This is a genomic window from Roseiconus lacunae, assembly GCF_008312935.1.
Taxonomy (GTDB): domain Bacteria; phylum Planctomycetota; class Planctomycetia; order Pirellulales; family Pirellulaceae; genus Stieleria; species Stieleria lacunae.
In genome coordinates this window covers 105,568-125,425 of record NZ_VSZO01000014.1, presented here as the reverse complement: position 1 = coordinate 125,425, position 19,858 = coordinate 105,568, and the positions used below count along the sequence as shown (strand labels likewise).

Genomic DNA, 19,858 nt, shown 5'->3' with positions numbered 1-19,858 from the left:
CGCTGTCCCGACGAAGTGAGATTGCGACCGATTTGCCGGACTAGGCGTATGACCCGTTTGCCAAACGCCGCTGATTCAAGACTAATTGTCTAATTTAAGGGGTGGTCCGCCACGGGGTCAAGCTTTTCCCCTCCGGTTGCGGGGGAATTGCAAATGTTTTGGTTAGTCAAACTCGGACCATTGTACGCGACTCGACCTACAACCGGGACACCTTTCGAAACCGAATCGACCTTCGAGCGTTCCGGTAAAAGTTGAGGGTTTACCGACAGAGCAGGGCATCCAAATGCCAGCGGGTGGTGCATGCTGTCAAATGAGCGTTGACCCTCGGTCGTTCGAGGGTTGGCGGTCGGCAAAACGGGTTTGAGCGACCGTGTGGTTTGATTGAAGCGATTAGAAGGGGCGAATGTGCGGAACTTTGGAATCAATTGATCGTCCAAAGTCGACGTTAAGCCGCGCCATGACCGCGTCATCCGCTGAATACCAGCCCTGTGGAACCGTGTGAAGACACCCCACAGGAGAGTATCCATCGGTTCAGCTCGACGAAGTTGCCCTCACGACCGGAACCCTCGTGACGGGTGATCGGCTAGGAACGCTCGCAAAAATTTGCGGGTAATTTCGGTCGAACTATACTCGGCACTCGCCTCTCGGCCCTGACCGCAGGAATGGGAGGTGACTTGTCAAGAATTGCCTTATTTACTGACGGAATTCTTCACCGGAACCCGTCACGTTCAAAACGATTGTCCACCCCTACCAGCCAACCTGTCGCCGGAAATTGACTTCCAGAGGACAGTTGGGCCCCCATGAAGGTCTGCTCTATGACTTCGCGTCAGCGAAAGAACTCGCCGTCCAATCGCCCTTCCGCGGACAACACCGAGTCTCAACACGGTCTGCCAGCTAGTTCCGGCCGCGGTTCGGAAAAATCACGTTCCCGTCGCGGGTCGAAGTCTCGCGATATGCGACGTCGGCATCTGCTGGAATCACTCGAGCAACGGCAACTGCTTGCCGGTCCGCAGTTGATCGGGATCCAGCCCAACGAGGGTGAACTGATCGTTGACGGAACGGTGCGCGACACCTCGCCACGTTCGTTGACATTCCGGTTTGACGAAAATCAACAGATCGATCCGAACACGCTCGATGCGATCCAAATTCGTCGCGCCGGCCCGGACGAACAGTTTGATACTGCGGACGACGTCGTGATTCAGCCGGGTTCGGTTTCACTGGGTGCATTGGCAGACAACGAAGTGGTGGTTCGTTTCGCCGATTCGCTTCCCGACGATCGTTACCGTATCGATGTCTTCGGTTATGACGCACCCAATCGAGCGGAAGGGCCGATCGTTGGACTGCGCAACTTGCAAGGCGAGTTTTTGACGTCCCGCGACGGGCTTGGGAATTCCGAGCACATCCAATTCGAACTGCGTCTGGGGGCGCGTGTCGAGGCGGTCGTGCCACAACCGGTCGTGCGGATGAGCGATCGATCGTTGGAGCAACGTCGTGACGAAATCTTGGTCTACTTCAACGACGATGAACTGTTCGTCGAAAACGATCCGGCAACGGGGCAGCCGACCGAACGCTCGGCAGAGAATCCTCGTTTCTATCAATTGTTGCTGACGCAAGAAACCGTTCGCACGACGGACGATGTGTTCTATCAACCCGATCGCGTGATCTACGACGCGGAAACCAACGTCGCTCGATTGATCTTTGCCGACGACTTGAACGCCTTGCCTGGCGTCCCGCTCGAAGGCGGCACGTTCCGGCTGCGCGTCGGTACGGCAGTCGACCAAGTCGAAGACCTCGTCGTTACCCCGACCGAACTGAACGTCGTCCCACGCGTCAGTAGTAACCTGGGTGTCGCATCCGGTTTAGAAATCAGCTTCGCGTCGAAAGTGTTCGGCGAATCCGGCGGTAGTCGGGCGATCCAGTTCACCGACTCTGGTAGCGGTGGGTTGACGGTCGCACTCGATGCCAACACCGGAGCGGTTGTCTATGACCTGGGTGGTGCGGCAGTCACGGTCTCGCAGCTTCGAGACGCGGCACGCAATACTCCCGAAGTCGACGCTATCATGTCGGTTTCGTTCGGGCTTGATGGGATCGCCGGCAGCGGCGGCGCGCTTCAAGTGCCATCGACGGTCGCGGGAACGTTCTTGCATATGACCGCCGCCGGCGACACGCTGACGACGGCACTCGACATCGGTGTTTTTGGGCAAGACGGCAATCAGTTGCTATCGAGCATCACGATCAACGAATCGATCGATCCGCAGCCTTACAATGTTCAGTTGCCGGGCGCATTGACCGACCCGGGCCGCGCCGACGCGGCCGTCGTGGGCGCGATCAACGAACGTTTCGGTCCGGACGTGACCGATGGCGTCACGGAGATTAACTACAACTTCCAAAGCGTTTTCGCGGGCGGCACCGGAACCGGTCTGCCGGCGCAGGTGAACAACATCACCGAGATTCAAAAGACGCGTGTTCGCGAAGCATTGTCATTGTGGGCGAATTACATCGGAGTCCAATTCCGCGAAACGGCGGACAGTGGTTTGACGATCGCGCTCGGTTCGTTAGGTGAACTCGACGCGGTCGACGAAGGTGTGATCCGCAACGTTCCCGTTTTGGATGCGGACGTTCGCGTCGATCCGACCTTTGAAAATCCGGCGATTGTCTTCAGCAACCAAGTCCAGTTTGACTTGAATTACGGCGAGGACTTTTTCCGAAAAGCGATGGCCTCGATTGGGTTGATCTTAGGTCTCGACGAATCAGCCGACGTGACCGAGCAGACCTTGATGGCGCTCGATCCCGATTTCTTGAACGCGACGATTAATCCCGGCACCTTCGTTGCGCCGACCGATCCGTTTATCCCAAGTCAGTCGGCGGTCCAGCAGAAGATCAATTCGCAGATCGACGCGCAGACGATCGGCGAGCCGCTTCCGAACTCGCTCGAAGGCGATGAGCCGGTCTTCCCCGGTCGTTTGGACGTGATGCACGGCGAACTGTTGCATCGCGCCGACAGCATCGACGTCGATTTGTATCGTTTCGAGGTCGCCCTCGATGCGGGCCGAGAATTTGGTACGTTGACCGTCGAATCGTTTGCCGAACGGCTTCCCGATTCGAGCTTGCTAGATACTTCGTTGACCTTGTTCCAGGACGTTTCGGCGACCGCCACGTCCGATTTCGGTCTCGGTTCGGACTTGTTGGTGCGTTTTGATTCGCAACTGCCGGGTGAACTCGGCAACCGGTCCAGGATCGAATTCATTCAAACCGATCGCGTCATCGGTGACGTCGACATTCGTGTTGATCGCATCGTCGCATCCAACGGCACGTTGGTAGAAAATGCGGTACGCGTGGACTTGCCGCGTCGCGGGCCGAGTGTTTCGTCGCTGACCGTGGGCCAGATTATCGACGCGATCAATAACGACGCTTTTGCAAGTTCGTTGTTTGAAGCCGCCATCGTAGAAGGCGAACTCAACGCACAAGTTATCGATGTTCCTGCGAGTGCGTTTTCGCCGATCCGATTGTCCGACGGTGGGACCGTCGCGCTGACTCGAAACGATGATTACTTTAGCAATGATTCGCTGCTGACGGCACAACTGGAAAACGGCGTCTACTACATCGGCGTCGCTGCCAGTGGTAACGACAGCTACGATCCCGCACTCTCGGGCAGCGGTTACGGTGGAACGACCCAGGGCGACTACGAACTGTTGGTCAAGTTCGAACCTCAGGTCAGTCAAACCGACGTGATCCGTGACCGTGATTCTGATCGTGTCGGTGTTCCCGGCACCGCCATCGATGGCGACTTGGATGGGACGCCGTCGGGGGTCCACAATTTCTGGTTCCAAACCCGCCCGCTTGATCGAATCCTAGAGGTCGTTTCGGACGGAACAGGTGTGGTCGCCGGTCAAACGATGACCGTCACCGGTGCCAACGGCGCGAGCCGCAAATTTGAATTCGTTCCGATCGGAAGCAACCCGCAACCGGGTAATGTCGCGGTCCGATATAGCGGGCTGAGCAGTATTTCGAACCTCGCGTCAAGCTTGGCTTCGGCGATCAACGCCAACCTGGGTGTGCTGAACGTCACCGCGACGGTTCAAAGCAATCCGTCCGACCCACTGGCTCCGGCACATGTGACGTTGACCGGCGAGCGATCGCTGAAATTTAGCAATGTCTTCCAAGGCGTCGAAGCACTCGGACGAACCCTGTTCGTCGACAAGGTGGCGAGCGTCGTTTCTGACGGTAGCACCGACCAACCGTTCCGTGACATCTCGGGCGTCGGTGGGACCGGTGCGTTTGATGCGGCACTGCCAGGCGACATCGTGCGGATCGTTGGCAACGGAGGTCAAGACAATGACCCCAGCACGGTCGCAGACAACTTCTCATACAAAATCGGTTTGTCGGAAATCGGCGGTGCGACGCTTGAAGACGGCCGTCACATGAACGTTCCCAAGGGCGTGACGACGATGATCGATGCCGGGGCGGCGTTTAAGCTGCGGTCGTCGACGATCAGCGTGGGTAGCAACAACCTGTTGTCCGATCGCAGCGGCGGGGCACTGCAAGTTTTGGGTACGCCGCGTTTGTTGGAGGTCGGTGATCCCGGGGCTCCCGGGTCCGGTGATAGCGGCTTGGTCGATCTGGACGTCAGCGGTAACGTTGTCTTCACCAGCACCCGTGATCGCGCGGTGGATTCGGCTGCGTCGGGGAACAGTCCCTTGCCTGCCGACGGCAACTGGGGCGGTTTGATCTTCCGCAACGACCTCGATGCCAGCGAAGGCCGAGCGAACCTGGAAGACGAAGGCATCTTTTTGCAAGTCGTCAACCACGCCGACATCCGCTACGGCGGTGGCAGCAACATCCTGATCAATTCGATCCAACAAACAGTCAATCCGATCCAGATCGTGGACCTTCGTCCGACGATCACGTTCAACGAAATTACGAACAACGCCGGTGCGGCGATGAGCGCGTCGCCAGACGCGTTCTTGGAAACCCGTTTCCAAGCGCCACGATTCCAACAGGCCGGAGCATTCACGGCCGATTACAGTCGCATCGGTCCGGACATTCGCCAAAACCTGATCGTCGACAACAGTATCAACGGTCTGTTCATTCGCACCGTGCCGGGCTTCGGCCAGGCGGCCCAGCCGCTGACCGTTTCGGCACACATCGATGATGTCGATGTGGTTCACTACGTCGCCGAAAACATCATCATTGCCGGTCAGCCCGGCGGACCGATCCAGGACGGCTTCAAACCAAGCGTCTCCTCGGCGACGCTCAACACTGTCGGCGGGGGAACACTTGCCGACGGAACCTATGACTATCGCATGACCTTTGTCGATAGTTCCGGATTTGAATCCTTGCCAAGCGACCCGACCGCATCGATCAACATCGGCGCCGGTGCTCGCACGGTTCAATTCTTGAACTTACCGCTGATTCAAGACGATTCGGATTACGTCAGCCGACGTGTCTATCGACTCGACCCGGGAACGGGCGAGTATCACCTGATCGCGGAACTGAATCGTTCACAAACAACGTTCGTTGACAACGGATCGGTCGACGGCGGTGCCATTTTGGATCTCAATCGCGAAGGGGTTCGCGGACGGCTGAACGGATCGTTGGTCATCGACCCCAATACGGTGATCAAGTTCCGCGGGGCTCGTATCGAACTGGGACATGGCACGAACCTGATCGCCGAAGGTGTGCGGGGCCAGAACGTTGTCTTCACCAGTTCGCTGGACGACCGTTTTGGTGCCGGCGGATCGTTTGACACCAACGATGACTCGGGAACCCCCGGCGGTGGCACGGATCCCAGCCGCGGTGACTGGTCGGGAATCTATGCCAGCCCAACGGCAAACGTCAGCTTGGATCATGCGATCGTTGCCTACGGCGGTGGCGTCAGTTTGATCGAAGGTGGCCAAAGCCGTGGCTTCGCCGCGTTGGAGTTACAGCAAGCCGATGCCCGTGTGACGAACTCGCGATTCGAATACAACGATCACGGCCAAGACGGCTCGGGTCCGATCGGACGGAACGGTCGCTTGGCGATCACCCCGTCGACCATTTACGCTCGGTTCACCGAACCGGTCCTTGCGGACAACCAGTTCATCGACAACTACGGTTCGATCATCGACATCGACCTCGCCTCGATGACCGATCAGCTGAACCTTGATGCGGGTCGTCAAACCGGTGCGATCGATCGTTTGGTGGGCTACGACGACAACGTCGGCCCGCTGGTACGCGGTAATACGACCGACAGTGTCGCCAGCGATGAGTTCGGAACCCGACAGTTGAATGGGTTGCGAATCCGCGGTGGTGAACTTGCCGGCGGGAGTGTTTGGGACGACACCGACATCACCCACGTTCTGTACTCGTCGGTCATCGTCGGCAATTCGATTTCCGGAAGCGGACTGACGCTGAAGAGCCGTCCTGACGAAAGCTTGGTGGTCAAGTTTGTCGGTGAAGGCACGCCCAACAGCGATACCGCCGGAACCGGAATCACGGCAACCGGATCGACCGGTGACGTCGCCGATCGTATTGGCGGAACCGTCCATGTACTCGGCCTGCCGGGCGCCCCGGTGATCCTGACCAGCCTCTTTGATGATTCGGTCGGTGCGGGTCGCAAACCCGACGGGACCGCGCAAACAGATACCAACGGCGACGGTGCGGGTAGTCGCCCCGCCGGTAATGACTGGCGAAGTTTGCTGTTCGATGGTCTAAGTAATGATCGCAACACCGCGGTTGTCGTCGAACAAGAACTGTCTACCGCTGCCCCTCCCGGACGCAACGCCTCGGTCGAGAACGCCCAGGTCCTCGGCGAGTTGGCCGAACGTTTGACCGCCAGCGACGACGTCGCGCGTCTCGGTTTCGAAGTCCAAGGCTTCATCGGTGCCGAAGGCGATATCGACACGTACACCTTCAATGCGACCGCAGGAACGCAAGTGTGGATCGACGTTGATCGCACGTCGCTGGGACTCGATAGTGTGCTGGAAGTGATCGACGATGCAGGAAACGTGATCGCTCGATCGGACGACAGCTTCAACGAAATCGACAACCCATCCGAATTGGATGTGTTCGAAAACGACGTCTTGGTAGACCCACTCGGTGAAGGCGAAGACCCACGGACCGCGCGATGGGTCAACGGCGAATACTATGACGTCGAATCAACGAACTTGCGTGATGCCGGGATGCGAATCACGTTGCCGGGTGTCGTAGGCACTCGCAGCAACTACTTCATCCGGGTTCGTGCGTCATCGGTTGACCCCGACGACATCGCCGGCGGTTCGACCACCGGTGCCTACACGTTCCAGCTACGACTTCAAGAAGCTCAAGAATACCCCGGTAGCGTCGTTCGCTACGCGGACATTCGCTATGCCAACCACGGGGTTCACGTCCAAGGGTTGCCGGGTAGTTCGCCGCTGATCGGTGAGGCGCAGGAAAACGAATCTGCGGATATGCTCAGCGAAGAAGGGCACGAGCTTATCGAAGACCTATTTGTCCTCCCGACCGGTGGTCTGGGTATCGAAGGCGAGCCGAACTATCCAACCGATCTTTACGCCGACAACGGCGAACTGACCGGTGGATTCTATGGCGGGTTCGACGCGTTTGATCCTCAAGTGCTCAATTCGCGGCCACAGAACCTGGGCGACCTGATCGATAGCAAGACCGGTACGATCAGCGTCGGCGGTCAGTTGTCAAGCATCGACGATATTGACTTCTATCAAATCGACATCGACCGCGAAGGCATGATGGGTGCGTCACGTCGATCGACGGTCTTCGACATCGACTTCGCGGCGGGCTTCGATCGACCGGACACCAACATCAGCGTGTTCTACTCGCCGACGGCCAACCCGAACCAAGCTCGCTTGGTCCTGTTCGGTGAAAACAGCAACGTCCTTGATGATCAATCGAGTCCGTTGTCGACCGAACTGATCGGTGAGTTGCTCGAGCGAGGTTCGATCAGTACCCAAGATCCGTTGATCGGTCCGGTTTCGCTGCCCGCGGGAAGTTACTTCATCGCGATCACCGAAAGCAGCCGAACCCCCGTCGAGTTAGATTCCGACTATGTCCGCCGTGCACCGATTGATTCGACCGTACGGATCTTTGACGATCGCATCGAAACCAGCGGTGGCGGCACCGCGGAAGCTCCCGTCTATCAAGACTTCGTCGACACCGCGACGGGCGGCTGGTCGGTCACAACCAATCGTGACCTTGACATCGGACACCGGCCGATCGAAACGTTCTCGACTTCCGAAGTCGTCGTGCCGGCCGCTGAAGTATCAACGTTCAACAGCCAACTCAGCCTCGCGATGACGAAGGCCGCGTTGACTTCCGGACTCGAAGACAACGGCGAAGGGAACTACAACGGCGATCCCTACCACAACCTGCAGTCCGGCACCGACTACACGCCAGACAAACTGATCTTGGCGTTCAACGACGGTGTCTCGCAACAATCAAAGAATGCGATTCTGTCTCGCTATGGATTGCAAGTTCAAAAAGAATTCCAAACCTTCAACGGCATGGTCGCATCCACGCCTGCCGGTGCGGACATTCCCGCGATGGTGGCGGACCTGTTCCAGGAAGACAACATCCTGTACGCGGAACCGGACTTCCTGGTCGAACTCGACGCGATCCCTGACGACCCGCAGTTCGGTAGCCAGTGGCACTACAACAACACGGGGCAATCGTTCGGAACCCCGGATGCCGATATCGATCTACCGGAGGCTTGGGATACGTTCACCGGATCGGATCAAGTCGTCGTCGCGGTTATCGACTCCGGCCTGGAGATGACTCACCCCGACATCGTTGACAACCTTTGGACCAACCCGGGTGAAATCCCCGGTGACGGAATCGACAACGATAACAATGGCTACATCGATGACGTCAACGGGATCGACGCCCTCGATGGCGACGTCGATCCATCGGATAGCAACGGACACGGCACGCACGTTGCCGGTACCGTTGCCGCGACTGGCAACAACGGAATCGGTGTCAGCGGGGTCAGCTGGAACACGAAAGTGATGCCGCTACGAGTTTGCGACATCACGTGTTCCTCGGCCGGTATCGTCGAAGCGATTGATTACGCGACGATGATGCGTCGCGACCATGGAATCAACGTCGCGGTCAGTAACAACAGCTATGGCGGTTTTTTCCCGAGCTTTGCGGCCCAAGCCGCGATCCAGGCCCACACCAACGAAGGCATCTTGTTCGTCACCTCGGCGGGCAACGACAGCCTAAACATCGACCAATTGCCGACCTATCCGGCGTCGTATCCAGTTCCCGGAATCGTTTCGGTTTCGGCGACCGATGACAACGACGTCCTGGCAGACTTCTCGAATTTCGGTGCCGGCAACGTCGACCTATCGGCCCCTGGTGACGAAATCCTAAGCCTCGGATTGGGTGGCACTTACGTCTACAACAGCGGGACGTCGATGGCCAGCCCGCACGTCGCCGGTGTCGCCGCACTTCTGGCCGGTTACAGCCCGACCGCGACGACCGTCGATCTCAAGAACGCCTTAATGATCGGCGCCGATTCGATTCCAGGTTTGCTCGGATCATCGATCACGGGTGCTCGTTTGAACGCCGCCGGTGCGTTGGCCGCACTGCCCTCCGGCTTGATCGGTAACGAGTCTTACTTCTTCGACCGAAGTGAAGAAACCGGGGTGCTTAGCGCGACGCCGTTTGATCTGACCGGCTATTCCGCCGCAGACATGCCACGGTTCTACTTCGACTTCTTTGTCGACAAGGCGAATACCGACCAGATCACCGTCCAGGCCCACAGCGCCGAACAACCGACACCGGTTGAACTGGACATTGACTTGAACAGCCTCGAATACGTCGGGCTTTGGAATCAAGCGATTATCGATTTGGATCAGTTCGCCGGTAACACGGACATCGTGATCGAGTTCATCTATGAAACCGACATGAACGCTTCCGCGGAAGGTCTGTACCTCGACAACTTCATCGTCGGATTCGCCGAACGTGGTGAGTTGGTCAACGGCGCGTCATTCGCAGTCGCCGAATTCACTCCGGCGACCGGCGGCTTGACCGGCCACTACCAACTCGAAGTCCGTCCCGGCACCGAATACACCGAATCGCTTGAAGGCGGTTTCTACATCGATCGCGCACTCGCCGCCGCACCGCGAACCGTGGAAACGCTGTATCTTCAATTGCGACCGGGTAGCAGCATCAAGCCCTACGAGACGTTCGAGATCGACATCTTGAACACGGTAACGGGATTGGACGAAGCATTGCGATTCCAATTCGTTCCGAGCATGGCATCGATGCAAGATCCGGCGAAGCTCGATCCAACGGCAGTTTCTGTTTCGTACGATCGCTTGGACAGCGCCGCGGACATTGGCAACCGCCTGGATCTGACGATCGGGGGACTGAGCGACTATGCCTTCTTTGATTCCGGACGCACCGAAATCAAGCTGACCGATTCGTTTGACACCAACGAACGACACGCCAACGCGTTGACCTTGATCGCCCCGGCGGCTGATCAAGTGAGCGAAGGTAGCACGTTCCGTCTAAGCGACGGACGTCAGTCGCTGACGTTTGAATTCACCACCGATTCGACGGTTTCCTTTGGCAACATCCCCGTGCCGTTTAGCATTGGCGCGAGCGAAGTCGAGATGGCACGCATTCTGATCGATGTGATCAATTCGGATGTCGTTCAAGGCTCGCTGAACTTGCGTGCGTCGACCGTGCCAGGCGATTGGGACTTCGTCGGTACAACCAGCAGTGACATGCTGCCGACCGATGCTCGAATCGCGTTGCACGGCAACGCGGTCGGCAACTTCAACAGCATTGAACGCGTTTCCGATGCACCGTCGGGACCGTTGCCAACGTCGGCCAACGGGCACTTGGTTCTTTCGGCGATCTACCAAACCGGTACCGGTGATTTCAACACCGTCCGAACCCAAGGTCAGGTGATCATCGAAAACAACACCATCACCGAAGTTCGCGCGATTGGTATCTGGAGTGATCCGGGACAACGTGGTACGGACCCTGAAGATGTTCGCAACGAAGTCACCGATCCGGCCGGAACGAATTACATTCGGATGCCACCGGTCGGCAATTCGGCCCTGGGCGGTGTAATCAACTTCCCAGAACTTAACGACAGTGTCGCAGGCGGAATCATGCCGGGCATCGTCGCCCAGAACAACATCATCGATCGCGCCGGTTACACGGCGATCAAGTCAGATGGTGAGACGCGTGCGTTCGTTCTGGAATGGAACGACCTGATGCTGATTTACGCCAGCGGAAACACGGTCGTTAATTCGCCGGGTGACATCATGATTCCCGACGGATTCACGTTCGCACTTGATGCGGGTGGCACACGGGTCGTCTTCGAGTTCGAAGAAGTTGGCGGTGTCCCAACCAATTTGGGCGGTAGCGGCGTCGTCGGTGGCGATGGTTTTGTCGACGGTCACGTCCCGGTTTACTATCGACTTGGTGCGGGTTCAACGACCTATAACCCAAGTCTTCCCGACCCGGTTCGAAACATCGGATCGACCTACCATGAGATCATGCTTTCGATCTACGAATCGATCCAAGGTAGCATTCTGGTGACCAACGGTTTGGTCGAATTGGTGCGTCCGACACTCGGCCCATCATTGACCTACACCGGTATTCCACAGCAGCAATCCGAAGACGACACGCTGATCCAGCCACGTCCGCAGTTCATCGATCCGAATTTCCTTGATTACGCGACGCCGGCGATTTATCTGGAAGGTGTTACCGGCTTGTACGCGTCCCAAGCATTCCAAAAACAGGTCGGCTCCGGACGGACCTCGATGCTGAACTTGAATCGTTTGGCCTACTTCCCCGACGAAGCCGAAATTGAAACGGTCTACGATGATACGACGGGGCTGGCGACGAACGCACCGGCACCGATGATGCCGATCGCCGAAGCGCCACAACCGCTCGCGAAGCTGGTCAACAATACGATCCGCGGCAGCGACGGCACCGAAGGTGCGATCCTGGAAGACGGTTCGCTTTCGCCGGCGATCGAGTCGGCCGCGGACGAACCGAACGACACGATCTTCAATGCGGTCGATACGAAGTTGGAAGTCAGCCACCGTGGCGCGTACACCTCGACGGGCACGATTGGCGACAACCAAAACTTCCTAACCGCCGATCAAGATGTCGACTTCTTCAAGGTCGAACTCGGTGTCGGTGATCGCCTGATCGTTGACATCGACACCGCCGCCGATACCGATCCATCGACTCACTTGCGAGTCTTTGATTCATCGGGCGTCGAAGTCTTTGTCGGAACGACCGGGCAGCTCGCCGATCACTTGAACCCTGGTTATTCCAGCTACGCCGCTACGCCGCTGACCGACGTTGACAACGGTCGAGATCAGTTCGTCGATTTCACCGCACTCAAAAAGGACACCTACTACGTCGGTGTCAGCAGCGTCGGCAACGAAGCCTACGAAGCGAAGAGCTTGGCCGAGCGAACGGCGGGAACCGGTGGCGAAGGCGACTACGAGATCAACATCGAAGTGCTTGCCCCACGTTCGTTCGTGTTCTCGCTCGACCAACACCCGATCGATCCGTACGGTGCCGAACAATTGAGCGGTAACATCAACGGCCAAACTGCGGGTCCGCCACCGGCGCAAACGCTGGTCGGTACCACGTTCACGATTTCGCAGATCCCCGATTACTTGATTCCGACCCGGGCCGGTGATGCCTATGCCGGCGTGAACGCCGACGGCAACCGTGTGACGTTCGAATTCACGTCGGGGCAAAACGTCGTCGTCTTGGGCAACGGTAACATCAACGTGCCGATCCTGGACGCACAACTCGGCGGCGACGGATTCCGAGTTCCCGATATCATGCGGGCGATCTCAAACGCGATCAACGGTTTCTTGAACAACCCGGCACTACCGAACCACGAAGTAGGTAACGGGCCAAACGGACAAGACGGGCCGATCACCCGCGTGGTCGCCCATGCCCTTGGCGGAAGCGACGGCGACAACGTCGGCATCAACAACATGACCCGTGAGAACGGTGCCTTCGTTGATCCGACAGAGCTACCGTACGGTATCTTTGGGTCGGTCGATTATCCGGTTGGATTCGGTCATGACCGTCGCGAAAGCGGCGGCACGGCGAACATCATTCCCAACGGGACACTGACCGATTCGCGAGGCACGACCGAACTGTACGTGTTGATCGAAAACGCCGCGAAGATTGAAATCAGCCCCGAAGCTCGTGCCCAGGGTCTGAAGCTTGGCCCCGACAACACCGGTTTGACGATTGACCGATTGGGCAACACTTCGTTCGCCAGCGAATCGGACCAACTGCTTGCCGAGCAGGGCATCTTTGTCGGAAGCGGATCGAGTGCGACGGTGTTGAACAACGTCATCGTCAACGCTCACCAAAGCTTGGTCAAAGAGGAATCGAGTGTCTTCGGGTTTGGCGGTCGAGTGACCGAATTGAGCCCGGACATTTCGGTCAAGCAAGGCAGCGTGGTCGCGACAGGAAACACGTTCCAGTACGACGATCATCGCAACACGCAGATTCGATCGGACATCTCGTGGTGGGTTGGCTTTGGCGGATTCGTCAACACGAACCTTGCCCAGGACACCAGCCTGTCGACAGACTTCCGCACCGGGCCTAGCAATGTCGCCGGTGGTAACTCTGACTTTAACTTCGTCGTTCGACAGCCGAACACCCCGGGGCAATCACCGGGTAACTTCATCACCTTCATCGGTGACGACCTGTTGACCGACGGCGCAGCCGGACGCTTCACCCCGGCGGCAAACTCCGGAATCATTGACAGTGCGGTCAATTCGATCGATCCGCTGGTTGACTTGGTCACCTTGAACTCCCAGCTCGGGATTCCGACACGGGTAATCGCCGCCCCGGCTCGTGACCACTCCGGCCAACTTCGTGCGGACGAACCGACGATGGCTCCGCCGGCCGGTATCGGTGCCGACGTCTTCAAGGATCGTGGTGCCCTGGACCGAGCGGACTTCGTCGGACCGGTCGCCAATTTGGAAACGCCACTGGACAACGATTTTGCCGGTTCGGACACCGACCCGGCTCTGACGTTCGTCAATCGCGAGGACGGCACATTCACCGAATTCCGTGTCTTGGTCCAGGACCTTGGCGATGATTCGAATCCGTTCGTCGGTAGCGGCATTGATCCGACGACGGTCATCGTTCCGCCGATCCCAGGACTGCGAAACGCAGGGGCGAACATCACGCTGTTTGAAAACGATCGCCTGCTGCAAGAAGGCGTCGACTATACGTTCAGCTTTGACGAAACCCGTGGCGTCATCACCTTGAAGGCCCTCGCCGGGGTTTGGCGAGACGACCGCGCGTATCGTATCGAGCTCAATAACCGTGATCGGACCGTCTTGGTCGCTCCGAAAGCCAATCAAGTTGGCGACGGCGATCAAATTTCGGTCATCGATTCCAACGGCGGAACGGTGATCTTTGAGTTCGAAACCGGATTCTTGTTGAACATGCCCGAAGTGTTGACCTTGGAAGTTCCCTCCCAGGGAACCAACCAGGGCGGCTTGATCGACGGCGGTGTGTTCACCTTGGCCGGGTTGGTCTTCGAACTCGATTCCAACGGCACCACCGTGCCGGGCAGTATCCCAGTTGCGTTGCCAACCGCCTCGACACCGATTAACCCGAACGCTCGTGAGGCTTACCTGAGCCAAATCGCGGACAACATTCGCGATGCGATTCAAGGTGCGGTCGATAACCCGAACACCGTCCTTGACGTCGAAGTCCGCACCGTCGGCAGCCGTATCCTGATCGGTTCGGAAGCCGGCACGGTCGTCGATGCCGGCACCAGCGGTTTGGTGATCGAACCGCGAACGATCGGTCTGGAAGTCCCACCGGCCGGTTCGGACATTGGCGGCGTGATTGTCGGCGAGACATTCACGATCAGTGACGGCGACGACACGGTGACGTTCCAGTTCGAAGATGCGACCACGCCTGCCGCCGCCGGAAACGTCGGTGTCGATATCTCGGCAGTCGGCGGAACCGCTCTCGGCCCACAAGAAACGGCCGAAGCAATCATCGCGGCGATCGAAGGCACCGCCCTGCGGGTCACACCTGAATTGAACGGACGAATCATCTTCTTGGGACTGCCCGAAGATGGATCCGCCTCGGTACCGAGCGGTCGTCTGCTGGCGGTCGGCGTCAGCCGTACCCCGGCCGACGGAGACCTGATCACGATCACCCCAAGTGACGCCGGAACACCCGTTGTATTCGAAATCAATCGGACCGACGAACCCGACGGTACTGGCGGAACGATGGATGACGGTGTGACCGCCGGTAACATCGCTTTGAATATCAATCGCGAAACGACCGCCGATCAAATGGCGGAAATCTTCGCGACCGCACTCCAATCCCAAACGATTGTCGGCCTGGATTCCGAATTGGTTGCCCCCGTCGGAATGGGCATCGTTCAAATCGGTGGCACCGAAAACTTGGAAATCGACGTCGCCGGAACCCAATTCCGCGTGGAAGGTTCGCCGGGCGTCACGGGGGTCTCGACCCTGGAAGTCTTCGGGCCGTTGCTGATGAGCGTTCCTTTGACCGCCCCGGCCGATGGCGAAAGCTTCATCATCTACGACGACAACGGTCTTCCGGTGAACTTCGAATTCGACAGCGATGGAATTTTGGTCGATCCATTTGCCACTCGAATCACCTTCATGCAATTCGACGATCAAGCGGCATTGACGACCGCTGTGGTCGCCGCGATCAATGGTTCGACGACCGGGGTCACCGCATCGGTCACCGGTACGGGACGGATCTCGCTGGGCCGAATCGAATCGGATCGGGTCGATACTTCGGGAACCTCGCTGAGCACCCGTCGCGGCATTGTCAGCGATGGTGAATCGTTGACGATCAGCCAAGGTGGAATCTCGGTCACCTACGAATTCGAATCCGTCGTCAACGGCGGCGGTGTCGGCCAAGGCCACATCCCTGTGCCATTCCTGCCCGACAGCACGCCGCTGGATGTCGCCAACAGCTTGGCCGCCGCGATCAGCAGTAACCCAGGTGGACTGGATGTCGATCCGCAAGTTAGTCCGGAAGGCTTGGTCGAACTTAACGACGTCGCCGGAACGACCGTCGACATCACCAGTGCTGCCTCGCTGATCCTGACCGGAGTTCCCGGAGGGGCCAATCCGATCTTGCTGGCACCGAATGACAGTCCCGAAGAGATCAACCGCGAAATCCTTGCGGCGATCAGTCGACTGTCGGGCACTTCGCCACTCCAAGCGGTCAATCGCGGCGGGGCAACGTTGTTCATCGAGAACGCACGCCGTATCGATGGCATTGTCGATTCGTTCTTCTTGCCGGCGATCAAAGACCTTAGCGGTAACCTGTTGTCGGCCAATCGGGAAGACAACACCACGCAGTTCACCTTGTTGCTGCCGACCATCGGACTGGATTACGGTGACGCACCCGACCCACGCGATTCTGTCGCCGGCTTGTACTCCAGCTTGCTCAGCAGCGACGGTGCCCGACACGTCATCACCACCGACTTGGTGTTAGGAACCCGTGTCGATGCCGAACCAGACGCCCAAGTCACCAGCTTGGCCGACGGTGACGACCTGATCGTGACCATCTCGTCTCAAGGGGCGTTGTTCGCGACGTCGGTCGAGGATGGTTTTGCGGCCATCGAAGTCCTGCAAACGGTCGACGCGACCACCCGGGATGGCGACACGATCACGTTGTCGATCGCCGATCGCGAAGTCACGCTCGAATTCGACACCGATGGAATCTTCTCCGAAGAGAATTTCGCGATCGCCCCGCTCGATCCGACCTCACTGTCGTCGATCACGACTGCGATCGTCAATGCGATCAACGAATCGGGATTGGCCCCCGCCGATGTCCAAATCAGCGGAGACCGCGTGAGAGTGTTCTCTGACGACGAAGACGGAGTTTCCTTCACAAGTGAATTGAACCCCAACGGCAACCTGAGCAAATCGTTGATCACACCGATCACCGTGACCGTTTCAGGAACCGGTGTCCTGCAAGGCTGGATTGACTTCAACGCCGATGGCGATTGGGACGATCCGGGCGAGCAGATCATTGTTGGAACGGAATCCGAAGCATTGTTCGTCGACACCGGTGAACCGGTCGAACGAACCTTCAACGTGACGGTTCCTGCGTTTGCCACGCCGCCAAACAATGCGACGGCAACGTATGCCCGGTTCCGAATCTCGCGTGAGGGCGGCTTGGGACCGAACGGTTTGGCACTCAGCGGCGAAGTCGAAGATTACCGCCTGCTGTTGGTTTCTGACTCCGCGCCAAGCTTGACCGGTGATCAATCCACACGAACGTTCAATGTCCAAGAAGACGGAGCGTTGCTGGCTTTGGACCGCGATGGTGGTTCAACGTCAAGCGTTGCCGACGACGGATTGCTTAAGAACATCGTCGATCCCGACGGTGATCTGGTCGAGATCTACTCCGAAGACACCGGGGTGAGAACTTTGACGGTCGACGGGGAGGTCGCCGGCCAATTGAATGTCTCTGCCGACGGAACGTTCACATTCGTCCCCGCGGCAGAATTCAACGGCCAAGCAGTCTTCACCGTTCGCTTGACCGACGTGAAACCGACCAATCCGGAAGCGAACCTGGTCAGCCAAACGCCGTTGACGGTGACGATCAACGTGAACCCGGTCAACGACCAACCGTTCGCGACGGTATCCGACGTCGAAACTTCGGTGCAGATCAACGAAGATGAACCGATCGTCTTCACTGCCGAAGAATTGATCGATCCGTACTACGTTGCCGGTCCGATGAACGAGTTCGATCAACCACTGATCTTCCAATCGGTTTCCAGCATCATCGGCGGAGAATCGGTATCAAGTCTGGGAGGAATCCTCGAGATCCTGCCGGGAGGTCGCTCGGTTCGCTATACGCCACCGGTCGATTACAACGGTGCCGCACCGGACACGTTTAACTTCACCGTGGCCGACGTCCCGGGAACCTTGCAAACCGCTAGAACGGCCGACAAGCAAGGCACCGTTTCGATCACCGTGATTCCGGTGAACGATCCGCCGATCGCTCGCACCGATTTCTACAACGCGACCGAAGACACCAGTCTTGCGATCGCAGTGCGTGGCGACGGACAAACGATCGTCGGCATCCTGGACAATGACCGTCCGGGACCACAGAACGAGATCGATCCGCCATCGAGCCAAACGTTGGTCTTGCCGACCGACCAGTTCGATACGCCGATCAGCACCGAACGTGGCGGTACAGTTCGCTTCGTCAACGGAGCGTTGTTGTACACACCGCCTGGACTGTACAGCGGGCCCGATTCGTTTACTTATCGCGTCGCCGATAGTGAAGGTGCCGAGTCAATCGGGACGGTCTCGATTGACGTCGGTGGCGAAAACGACGCGCCTCAGTTTGAAGGCGTCGATGGGCAAAAGGATGACAACGACAACCCGGTGATGGAGATCACGTTCCCCGAAGCGAAACCGAACGCGTTGTCGACACCGTTTGTGCTCAATACATGGTTCTCGGATCCGGAAAACGATCCACTCGAGTACTCGGTCGTCAGCAGTGATCCCTCAATCGTGAGTGTTAACTTGGACGGCAGCTCGCTGACGTTGACTCGCCCGGCATTCGCCTATGGCGTCGTGACGTTGACGGTGACCGCGACAGACACCAGCGATGTCAGCACCACGGCAGACATCACGATCACGATTGTCAATGAGAATGATTCTCCGATCGTCACCGGAACCTTCGGAACGCTGACGGTTGAAGAAGACAATCAGATCATTCGCCAGCTCAGTGACGTCTTTACCGATCCCGACAACGACCCGTTGATCTACACGATCACCAAGCTGGGCTCGATCATCCGTCCGACCGCCGATGACATTGCCAACCATCCTTTGATCGAATCGATCACGACCAGCAACGGCGAGCTGAAGATCACTCCGAAGCCGGATCAGTTCGGCTCGGTCGAAATCGAGATCGAAGCGACCGACGGCGAGGCTCGGGTTAATGACCGATTCGACTTTGTCGTCACCCCGGTCGAAGACAGCCCACGCGGCCAAGACGACGAGTACAACTTGCCGATCGGTTCGACGCTCCGTCGTCTCAACCCCGCCCAAGGTGTCCTGGCCAACGATTCCGATCCGGACGGAGACACGATCTCGGTTCAATTGCCAATCGTAAGCGGTCCGACACGGGGCACGTTGCAAATCAACGCCGACGGCACGTTCGTTTACAACAACGAAACCGGCAACGTGGGCGACACCGATTCGTTCGTCTACCGGGTGATCGATTCCAACGGCAACGTCAGTGCGAACCGCACGGTCACGTTGACTCTGAATCGTTCGCAGTACCAGAACCCGATTGGGGGTATGGAAGCGGACGTGAACGCTGACGGATTCATTTCACCGATCGACGCCCTGCGAGTGATAAATTTGATCGCTCGTCGTGGTGGCGGAGCCGGCGCCGTCTCGGTCTCCGACATCGGTACGCCTCCGCCAGATTTCTATGACGTCAACGGCGACGGAATCGTCAGCCCCGGTGACGCACTGGCGGTGATCAACGCGCTGGCCCTTCGTCAATCAAACGGCGGCGAAGGCGAATTGGTGTCTGCGGCAGGGACCACGCACTTTGCCGCCGCGTCGAGCGACTTCCTGCCTCCGACCGCTACCACTTTTGTGCCCGCCGCATCGCAAAACAGCGAACTGGAGGACTTGAGTGCGACAGATGTCGCCGACAGCCTGCTGACTGCCGGCATGGAAATCGAAACGACCGCCGGTGTTGACGTCAATTCGCTGGCCGGCGAAAGCAACTCAGACGCTCACCGTGACTCCGTTGACGAGTTATGGGGCGACCTGTCGGAGGACTTGGATGACCTTTTGGACCTCTAAAAGACACCTTT

At 58.1% G+C, this 19,858-nt stretch carries 1 protein-coding gene; it reads left to right on the top strand.

Translation table 11 applies throughout. The annotated features are described in order from the left end of the window. Positions 1–953 precede the first annotated feature (953 nt). Positions 954–19,847 (top strand): S8 family serine peptidase, encoded by an 18,894-nt coding sequence (locus FYC48_RS18800; protein ID WP_149498334.1) that lies wholly within the window; start codon positions 954–956, stop codon positions 19,845–19,847. Positions 19,848–19,858 lie beyond the last annotated feature (11 nt).